Genomic DNA, 243 nt, shown 5'->3' with positions numbered 1-243 from the left:
GGATCGCGCAAATACAGGGCCTCCGACACGCCGTGGTCGCTGGCGCCATCCAACGCGATGCCGGCCGACAGCACCCGATGCAGCGCATCGGCCAGCGCCGGCCGCGTCGGATAGAGGATCGCGGTGTTGAGGCTGATCAGCACGCCGAACGCGGCGCTGTCGAATTCCTGCTGCACGATCAGCGACGGCAGGGTTATGAGATTGCCGACCGAGAAGCCGAACACGGCGCAGGCTGCGATCAGC

Annotated in this window: 1 pseudogene; it reads right to left on the bottom strand. The window is 66.7% G+C overall.

What is annotated here, in order from left to right:
* Nucleotides 1-243: pseudogene (locus tag G8O24_RS44965) on the bottom strand (hypothetical protein); the annotation flags it as partial.

The sequence above is a fragment of the Bradyrhizobium campsiandrae genome (assembly GCF_014529705.1).
GTDB classification, from domain to species: domain Bacteria; phylum Pseudomonadota; class Alphaproteobacteria; order Rhizobiales; family Xanthobacteraceae; genus Bradyrhizobium; species Bradyrhizobium campsiandrae.
This window is presented reverse-complemented; position numbering and strand designations above follow the sequence as displayed.